Annotated in this window: 9 protein-coding genes; 6 read left to right on the top strand and 3 right to left on the bottom strand. The window is 69.9% G+C overall.

The genetic code is table 11. The features are described 5' to 3' along the window. Both ABZ646_RS34220 and ABZ646_RS34215 read right to left on the bottom strand, forming a co-directional pair. A partial coding sequence (locus tag ABZ646_RS34220; RefSeq protein ID WP_360527718.1) for a hypothetical protein occupies window positions 1-761 on the bottom strand: 761 nt, incomplete at its 3' end. A 22-nt stretch (window positions 762-783) separates the two neighbouring features. Continuing rightward, window positions 784-1,920: an SPFH domain-containing protein gene (locus tag ABZ646_RS34215; protein ID WP_360527715.1), complete on the bottom strand. Its 1,137-nt coding sequence runs from the start codon at window positions 1,918-1,920 to the stop codon at window positions 784-786. Window positions 1,921-2,069: 149 nt separating this feature from the next. Between ABZ646_RS34215 and ABZ646_RS34210 the strand changes: the two genes are divergently transcribed. From ABZ646_RS34210 to ABZ646_RS34185, 6 genes are all read left to right on the top strand, one after another. Continuing rightward, window positions 2,070-3,293, top strand: a complete 1,224-nt coding sequence (locus ABZ646_RS34210) for an arginine deiminase (RefSeq protein WP_360527712.1) — start codon at window positions 2,070-2,072, stop codon at window positions 3,291-3,293. A gap of 99 nt (window positions 3,294-3,392) precedes the next feature. Beyond that, window positions 3,393-4,409 (top strand): ornithine carbamoyltransferase, encoded by a 1,017-nt coding sequence (argF, locus tag ABZ646_RS34205; RefSeq protein ID WP_360527709.1) that lies wholly within the window; start codon window positions 3,393-3,395, stop codon window positions 4,407-4,409. Between the two features lie 105 nt (window positions 4,410-4,514). Beyond that, window positions 4,515-5,954 (top strand): amino acid permease, encoded by a 1,440-nt coding sequence (locus ABZ646_RS34200; protein ID WP_360527706.1) that lies wholly within the window; start codon window positions 4,515-4,517, stop codon window positions 5,952-5,954. A gap of 362 nt (window positions 5,955-6,316) precedes the next feature. Further along, complete coding sequence (locus ABZ646_RS34195; protein ID WP_360527703.1) at window positions 6,317-6,616, top strand: antibiotic biosynthesis monooxygenase; 300 nt, start codon at window positions 6,317-6,319, stop codon at window positions 6,614-6,616. A gap of 99 nt (window positions 6,617-6,715) precedes the next feature. Continuing rightward, window positions 6,716-7,033, top strand: coding sequence for a hypothetical protein (locus ABZ646_RS34190; protein WP_360527700.1), 318 nt, complete (start codon window positions 6,716-6,718; stop codon window positions 7,031-7,033). Between the two features lie 282 nt (window positions 7,034-7,315). Beyond that, window positions 7,316-7,510 carry an amino acid permease C-terminal domain-containing protein gene (locus ABZ646_RS34185; RefSeq protein WP_360527697.1) on the top strand — a complete coding sequence of 65 codons (195 nt, stop codon included), beginning with the start codon at window positions 7,316-7,318 and terminating at the stop codon, window positions 7,508-7,510. On the opposite strand, the gene ABZ646_RS34180 is transcribed toward ABZ646_RS34185, so the two are convergent. Beyond that, window positions 7,470-7,925 carry an ATP-binding protein gene (locus tag ABZ646_RS34180; protein ID WP_360527694.1) on the bottom strand — a complete coding sequence of 152 codons (456 nt, stop codon included), beginning with the start codon at window positions 7,923-7,925 and terminating at the stop codon, window positions 7,470-7,472. The genes ABZ646_RS34185 and ABZ646_RS34180 overlap by 41 nt on opposite strands. Between the last annotated feature and the right edge of the window lie 217 nt (window positions 7,926-8,142).

The raw sequence follows: 8,142 nt of genomic DNA, 5'->3' as shown, positions 1-8,142 counted from the left end.
GTCCTCGTCCAGGGCCCCGCGCCCGTCGGACCGGTCCTCGTGGTCGCCGGCGACGGCCAGGCCTCCCTGACGAACCAGAGCAGGCGGTCCTCGGTGGGCGCGGGCAGGGCCGGCCGGCCGCCGCGCTCCTGCCACAGGGAGCGCAGCCAGCCGGTGGCCCCGGTGCCCGTGCCCACCAGCACCCCGGAGGAAGCCTGGGCCTCGACGGCACCCCCGTCGTCCTCGAGGCCCAGGCGGTATCGGGCGGTCTGGTGACCGGCGGTACCGAGGTAGATCTCGTTGAGCGCCACGAGCCGCTGGGTGTCGTCGGCGACCGCCTCGACCATCGTCAGCTCGTCGGCGTGTGTGCTCCCGACGGAGGCCAGCAGCACCGGCGCCTGCTCCGGCCGGTGCCGCACCAGGACCCCGGGGTTGCGGCCGGGGTCGGCGTCGATGCCGACCACCGGCTGGCCGTCCAGGTACTTGGCGACGTTCGCGACCAGCCCGTCCTGGCCGACCACGACGACCACGTCCTCGGGCGCGAACAGGAAGCGGTCCAGGTCGGCCCGTTCGACCTGGGTACGACGCCAGGCCAGCGGGATCGCGGAGGTGACCTCGACCAGGGCCCGGCGGGCCCGGCGATGACGCTCGGACACCTCCGCGATGTCCCGTCCCCGGGACCCCAGGAAGAAGGCGGCCTGCCCGTGCGTACCGTGCCGGGCGACCAACTCCTCGTACTCCGTGGTGCGATGCACGAGCACGGCCCGCGGCGCGAGACTCACGACGCCGCCTCCGGAGACCTGTTCATGCCTGCTCCGCCGTTCCCAGCTTCGCCAGGAGGCCGGTCAGTACGTCCGGGGACACGGTCACGCTGTCGATGCGCGGGAGGTTCTCGGCGAGCCGGGTGCCGGTGAGGGCGTGCAGCGTGGCCACGTCCACCTCGCTGTGCACCCGCAGCCACGCCGCCTGCGCTGCGGCCCGTGCCTCACCGACCTCCCGGGCCGCCGCGGCCTCGGCCCGCGCGAGCGTGACCGCCCGCGCCGCCTCCGCCTCACCCAGCCGCACGGACCGCGCCGCCTCGGCCTCCGCGAGCTTCACCGATCGCGTGGCCTCCGCCTCGGCCAGCTTGACCGACCGCTTCGCCTCCGCCTCCGCCAGCCTCACCGTGCGGGTGGCCTCCGCCTCCGCGCGGACCGCGTCGGCCGCCGCGAGCTCCTCCGCCTCACGGCGGGCGTTGGTGCCCCGCTGCTCGACCAACTGCTCCTCGCGCCGCGCCAGTTCGATCTGGCTGGCCAGCTCGTTCTCGGCGATCGCACGCTCCCGCTCGACGGCCACCGCCCGCCGCTCGTAGGTCGCCCGGTCGGCCTCCTGCTGGATCTGCTCACGGGCCGGGGTGCGCAGCGCCCGCTCCACCTCCGGTTCCGGCCGCAGCGCCATCACCCGCACGGCCACCACCTCGATCCCGGTCGCCGGCAGTCGGGGCTCCGCGGCCAGCCCGGCCGCGATCCGCTCCCGCACCGCCGCCACGCCGTCGACCAGCGCCTCGGCCAGCGCGGTACGGGCCAGCACGGCGAGCGCGTGCTGCTGGGCCGTCTCCGTGAGCAGCGTGCCCAGCTGCTCCAGCGGGGTGCCGCGCCAGACGCCGGTGTCCGGGTCGAGGGAGAAGTCGAGGCGGGCGGCGGCCACCGCCGGGTCCCCGATGCGGTACGTGACCGTGGCCTGGACCGCCACGTCCTGGAAGTCGGCGGTACGGGCGTGGAAGGTCATCGCCAGTTCGCGGTCGTCGACCGGCACCTCGGAGATCGCGGCGGACAGCGGCCGGAACCAGAAGCTCAGCCCGGCTCCTTCGTGCGCCAGCTTACCGGCGCTGTGGTGTCTGACGTGCGCCGTCGGAGCCCCGCGCAGATGGCGCCAGCCCAGGCGCCGGGTGATGTCGGCCATGAGGCCCCCCTCGCTTTAGAGTCATCATGACCATAATCACCGTTCCGTTTGTCGTCAAGAGGACGAGAACAAGGGGCCGACGAGAACAAGAGAGCGGGGAAACGGCCGAGCCGGGGGTGAACCCGGTCTCCGGTGGTCAGGATGGAGGCATGGGATTCCACGTCGACTCCGAGACCGGGCGGCTGCGCCGCGTCATCCTGCACCGGCCGGATCTGGAGCTCAAAAGGCTCACCCCCAGCAACAAGGACGCCCTGCTCTTCGACGACGTCCTCTGGGTGCGCCGGGCCAGGGTCGAGCACGACGGCTTCGCCGACGTGCTGCGCGACCGCGGGGTCGCCGTCCACCTCTTCGGCGACCTGCTCACCGAGACCCTGGACGTCCCGGCCGCCCGCACCCTCGTCCTGGACCGGGTCTTCGACGAGAAGGAGTACGGCCCGCTCGCCACCGACCACCTGCGCGCCGCCTTCGAGAAGCTGCCGGCGCAGGAACTGGCCGAGGCGCTGGTCGGCGGCATGACCAAACGGGAGTTCCTGGATGCGCACGAGGAGCCCACCTCGGTCCGCTTCCACGTCATGGACCTCGACGACTTCCTCCTCGAACCGCTCCCCAACCACCTCTTCACCCGCGACACCTCCGCCTGGGTCTACGACGGGGTCTCCATCAACGCCATGCGCTGGCCCGCCCGGCAGCGCGAGACCGTGCACTTCGAGGCGATCTACCGGTACCACCCGCTCTTCCGCCCCGAGCCGTTCCACGTCTGGTCGGAGGGGCAGGCCGCCTACCCGTCCACCATCGAGGGCGGTGACGTCCTGGTGATCGGCAACGGCGCGGTGCTCATCGGGATGAGCGAGCGCACCACCCCGCAGGCCGTGGAGATGCTCGCGCACAAGCTGTTCGCGGCGGGCTCCGCGCAGTCCATCGTCGCCCTGGACATGCCGAAGCGACGCGCCTTCATGCATCTCGACACCGTGATGACGATGGTCGACGGCGACACCTTCACCCAGTACGCCGGGCTCGGCATGCTCCGCTCGTACACCATCGAACCGGGCGTCGGCGAGAAGGAACTGAAGGTCACCGACCATCCGCCGGAGCACATGCACCGGGCGATCGCCGCCGCCCTCGGCCTGAGCGAGATCCGGGTGCTGACCGCCACCCAGGACGTGCACGCGGCCGAGCGCGAGCAGTGGGACGACGGCTGCAACGTCCTCGCCGTCGAACCGGGTGTCGTGGTCGCCTACGAGCGCAACTCCACCACAAACACCCACCTGCGCAAACAGGGCATCGAGGTGATAGAGATCCCCGGCAGTGAACTGGGCCGGGGCAGGGGCGGGCCGCGCTGCATGAGCTGTCCGGTGCAGCGGGACGCCGTGTGAGGTACCGCATGCACGTCGGAGGTGACTGTATAGAAATGTGGAATATCGTATAGACTTCCATCATCCCTTGAAGTCGACCCCTACCGCTGGAGCGCCCCCATGGCGACTGTCCCGACCGCCCTCGCCGGCCGCCACTTCCTCAAGGAGCTGGACCTCACCCAGGAGGAGTTCCGCGGGCTGCTCGAGCTGGCCGCCGAGCTGAAGGCGGCCAAGAAGGCCGGGACCGAGACCCAGTACCTGCGCGGCCGGAACATCGCGCTGCTCTTCGAGAAGACCTCCACCCGCACCCGCTGCGCCTTCGAGGTCGCCGCCGCCGACCAGGGCGCCGTCACCACCTACCTCGAGCCGTCCGGCTCGCAGATGGGTCACAAGGAGTCGGTGAAGGACACCGCCCGGGTCCTCGGCCGGATGTTCGACGCCATCGAGTACCGCGGCCACGGCCAGGGCGTCGTGGAGGAACTCGCCGCGTTCGCCGGGGTCCCCGTCTACAACGGCCTCACCGACGAATGGCACCCCACCCAGATGCTCGCCGACGTGCTCACCATGACCGAGCACACCGACAAGCCGCTCACCGACATCGCCTTCGCGTACCTCGGCGACGCCCGCTACAACATGGGCAACTCCTACCTCGTCACCGGTGCCCTGCTCGGCATGGACGTGCGGATCGTCGCGCCCCGGGTGCTGTGGCCGGACGAGACGATCGTCGAGCTGGCCCAGCAGCTGGCCGCCGCGTCCGGCGCCCGGATCACGCTCACCGACGACGTGAAGGACGGGGTGCTCGACGCCGACTTCATCGCCACCGACGTATGGGTGTCGATGGGGGAGCCCAAGGAGGTCTGGGACGAGCGGATCGCGCTGCTCGGCCCCTACGCCGTGACCATGGACGTGCTGCGCGCCACCGGCAACCCCGACGTCAGGTTCCTGCACTGCCTGCCGGCCTTCCACGACCTCGGCACCGACGTCGGCCGCGAGATCCACGAGCGGCACGGGCTGACCGAGCTGGAGGTCACCGACGAGGTGTTCGAGTCCGAGTACTCGGTCGTCTTCGACGAGGCCGAGAACCGGATGCACACCATCAAGGCGGTCCTGGTGGCCACGCTCGCCCGCGCCCGGTAGCGCGAAAAGGCCCTGTCCTTTCCGGCGGCCCGGCGCCACCCCTGCCGATGCCGCCACCGCGTCCCCAAGAAGGACGTCCGCACCATCAGAGAGAGCACCACCCGCATGCCCCGCATCAAGTCCCCGCACCTGCTGCTCGCCGAATCCGGCGCCGACCGCGCAGGCCACGGCCTGCGCCGCACCATGGGCCTCTTCCAGCTGATCTGCTTCGGCATCGGCGCGATCGTCGGCACCGGCATCTTCGTCGGCCTCTCCGACTCGGTCGCCCAGGCCGGTCCAGCCGTCGTCGTCTCCTTCGTGCTCGCCGCGGTGACCTGTGTGTTCACCGCCCTCTCCTTCGCCGAGCTGGGCGGCGCGATCCCGGTCTCCGGATCGTCGTACTCCTTCGCGTACGCGGGCCTCGGCGAGTCCACCGCTTTCCTGGTCGGCTGGTGCCTGCTCCTGGAGTACGGCATCTCGATCTCGGCCGTCGCGGTCGGCTGGAGCCAGTACGTCAACGAGCTGCTGCACAGCCTCACCGGGCTCCAGCTCCCGCACGCGCTGTCCGCGGGACCCGGCGACGGCGGGATCGTGAACCTCCCCGCGGTGATCGTCATCGCGATGGCCGCCGTACTGCTGGTGCGCGGGGTGCGGGAGAGCGCCCGTGCCACCGCCGCGATGGCGGCCGTGAAGCTCGCCATCCTGCTGGCCTTCTGTGCGATCGGCTTCAGCGCCTTCAAGGACGGCAACCTCGTCCCGTTCTCCCCGGCCGGCCTCGGCGGCATCGGCGCGGGCACCACCGCCGCGTTCTTCTCGTACATCGGCTTCGACGCGATCACCACGGCCGGTGAGGAGGCGAAGAACCCGCGCCGGGACATCCCGGTCGCGATCCTCGTCTGCATGGGCGTGGTCACCCTGCTCTACTGCGCGGTCGCGCTCGCCGCGATCGGCGCCATCGGCGGCGGCCAGGTCGCGGGCCGTCCCGCCGCCCTCTCCTACGTCGTCAACCAGGTCACCGGGTCCACCGTCGGCGGCGGGGTGATCGCCTTCGGCGCGGTCGTCGCCATCGCCTCCGTCGTGCTCGCGGTGATGTACGGGCAGACCCGCATCCTGATGTCCATGTCCCGGGACGGCCTGATCCCGCGCGTCTTCGAGAAGGTCTCCCCGCGGACCGCCACCCCGGTGGCCGGCACCCTGATCGTCGCGGCCGTCTTCGCGCTCCCGGCGGCCTTCGCCTCGCTGGACGCGGTGATGAACCTGTGCACCATCGGCATGCTCGCGATCATGGCCGTGGTGAACATCGCGGTGCTCGCCCTGCGCCGCCGCGAACCGGCCCTCGCCCGCACCTTCCGGGTCCCGCTCCACCCGGTCCTGCCCCTGCTGGGCGTCGGCTTCTGCCTCTATCTGATGTACGAGACCGGATGGACGACGTGGATCCAGTTCGCCCTCTTCCTGGTCGTGGGCCTGCTGGTCTACCTCGGCTACGGGCGCCGCAACTCCACGCTGGTCAGAGACTTGGACGGGGCCGCGGACGCAGTCCCTGAGCGGGAGCCTCAGGCCGTCTGATCCGCTGAGCGGAGACTGACGCGGACCCCGCTCCACACTGGTTCAAACCGGACCACACGGCTACCCGGCTCTTGCGGAGCTGGGTGGGTCGTAGGTGGCTGTGGTCCTGCGGACTCGGTTCCGATCAATCACACGATGTATACAGCCTTCCTTGCCTGGTGGTCGGCTCTGGAAGTCCTTCGGGGGTTGACTCCTGAGCCGGTGCCGCGGTGGTGGCTGGTCAGAAGTCGGTCGTAGATCAACGTCCATGAGGTGGGCGGCAGTTCGTCCAAGAGGCCGGGTATCCGCACCACTGCTGCGCATTCGAACATGCGTCCGGTATCCTCCTGGGCGCGTCACGTTCGTGACTCGAGAGGAGTGGCATGCGCTACGGCTACATCGGTTCGATGAAGGTGAAACCCGGTCACCGCGCGGAGGTGGTCGCCGTACTGGTCGCCGCCGCTGACGGTCTGCGCAAAGCGGGATGCCATCTCTACGTCGTGACCGAATCGGCCACCGACGAAGACACCGTGTGGGTGAGCGAGGTGTGGGAGAGCAAAGAGCATCACGACGCGTCGTTGCAGTTGCCCGAGGCGAAGGCTTCCATCAGCAAGGTTATGCCGCTGCTGACAGGTGAGTTCACTCGTCAGGAGACGCACGTCGCGGGCGGTCTCGGTATCTGACCGCGGCTGCGTGCCGCCAAGTCATCCTGCCCGACGCGCCGGAGATCGGGTGCGGGCAGGCTGCGGTCCAACTCCGATAGCTGCGCCATGATGGCCCTCGTGAGCGAAAGAACCGCGTTTGAGGTCGTCTCGCGCCTGTACCAAGAGTTCATGAAACTGCCCTTTCCCCCCAGACTGGCTGGTGCGGACCGGGCTGGCTTCGACCCGGTGATGCTGGACTCGGACACCGCAGCCTGGGTCTTCATCTGGATCAAGAACGGCGGCGAGCTCGAAGCGCAAGGTCGAAGCGGCCTGCTTCGCTGCATCGCCCGCCTGGACCGGGTGATACCTGCACTCAGGGAAGGGGACGATCCTGAGTACCGGCACCGACTGCACGAGATGGCTCGGCTTGTCGCGGATTCGCAATCCCCCAAATGAGCTCCGACCGGAAGGCGCATCGCCTGAGCACTTTCACGAGCCCTTGCGGCATGAGGGAGGGCCGCATGCAACCCTCGGCGACCCCACTCGCATCGAACTAGCCGTCGGCAGCACGCCACTTGACGGGACGGACAGATACAGCTCACGCGGTTGTTCCTGCCGCCTTCGTCTCAGACACTGTCGTGCGCCAGGAACTTTGGCGGCGCCGGGCCCGAGGTGCTGTGCGCAGGTGTGGCGATGCGCATGTAGCCGTCAAAGTAGCCGTATGGAGAGTCGCTGAGCGTGTCTGTGCAGGTCATAGCGCTGCCACGACTTTCCCTGATGTACGAGACCGGATGGACGACGTGGATCCAGTTCGCCGTCTTCCTGGTCGTGGGCCTGCTGGTCTACCCCGGCTACGGGCGCCGCAACTCCACGCTGGCGACCGCGGCGTCCGTCACGCCGGACGCCACTGACGCGGTACTACAGGAAGCCTGAACCACACCGCCTTGCCGGACTCGGTGGGTCGGTGTCCGCAGGACGAGCTCAGCGCGCGGATCAGCAGCAGGCCGCGGCCGCCCTCCTGCATGGGGTCGGGCTCCTCGATCACCGGCCGGGTCAGATGGCCGGGCGGTGCCGGGTCCGGGTCGTGCACCTCGACCTTGCAGCCCCCCGGCAGCAGCTCCACGACCAGCTCTATGGGCCCCCGGCCGGCGGTGTGCTCCACCGCGTTGGCGACCAGTTCCGCCGTCAGCAGTTCTGCGGTGTCGGCGTCCGCCGCGTGCTCCGCCTCCTCCATCGCCGAACGCACCAGGGCACGGGCGACCGGCACGGCCGCGACGGTGTGCGGCAGCGCGATGCGCCAGGAGGCGGGGGAGGCGGAGGGTGGTTCGTACACGGCTGGTCCGTTCATGGCGCAGGCGATCACTGCTTGTCCTGCTTTCAACTGTAGGAATGGTACGGGTCCCGTCCCGAAGGCCGTCGGTGCCCCCCGTACGGGACCTTCGTCCCGGTAACAGGGGGCTTACCCCGGCCGGTCGCCCCTCTCGCACATCCCTCTTCACTGTTACCGCCTTATTGACGCGCCGTGACCTTGTGACGCGTCCCGGGTGTGGGAGACGAAGGTGCCC

The organism is Streptomyces sp. NPDC007162, from assembly GCF_040634175.1.
Classification (GTDB): Bacteria; Actinomycetota; Actinomycetes; order Streptomycetales; family Streptomycetaceae; genus Streptomyces.
This window is presented reverse-complemented; position numbering and strand designations above follow the sequence as displayed.